Source organism: Dehalococcoidia bacterium (genome assembly GCA_025054935.1).
Classification (GTDB): Bacteria; Chloroflexota; Dehalococcoidia; order SpSt-223; family SpSt-223; genus JANWZD01.
In genome coordinates, this window is sequence record JANWZD010000070.1 from 1 (window position 1) to 583 (window position 583).

At 70.8% G+C, this 583-nt stretch carries 1 pseudogene; it reads right to left on the bottom strand.

Annotated elements, in window-relative coordinates:
- Positions 1–386: pseudogene (locus tag NZ773_16305) on the bottom strand (hypothetical protein).
- Positions 387–583: the final 197 nt, after the last annotated feature.

Below are 583 nucleotides of genomic sequence, written 5' to 3' on the forward strand. Positions count from 1 at the left end.
CCCGGGCCGATGGCCGCCTGCGCCAGATCCACCGGGGCGATGTTGCCGCTTTGCAGGGTGCGCAATGCAGCGGGAAGCTCGGCCTTGAGGGCGGCGAGGAACTCGCGGCGGGTGGCGGTCCCCCACCCCCACCCTCCCCCGGCGGGGACTTGCCCCCACCCCGGCCCTCCCCCGGCGGGGACTTGCCCCCACCCCGGCCCTCCCCCGGTGGGGGAGGGAATGAGGGAGGGGGCGCGCTTACGGCAGACCAGCACGATGCTGGAGGCGAGGGCGTTTGTCCCGATGCCAGTTGACCTTGCTTCGCGTTCGGTACGCATCGGCCACGTGCCGCTGAGGGCGAAGCCGGCGCGAATCACCGCGTCGAGAACGGTCTCCCAGCCGGTGCTCCTGGGCGCAGGCGTCTCAGCGGGCTTTGCGGGCCGGAGGCCTGCGTCCCCAGGCGTCCCTGGGATCGCAGGTGTCCCTGGGATCGCAGGCGTCTCGCCTGCTTCTATCTCGCCTGCTTCTTCTTCGTCGTTGTCGTTTGTAGGCCGGAGGCCTGCGCCCCCAGGGGACTCCGATTGTTTGAAGGCGTAGTAGATGG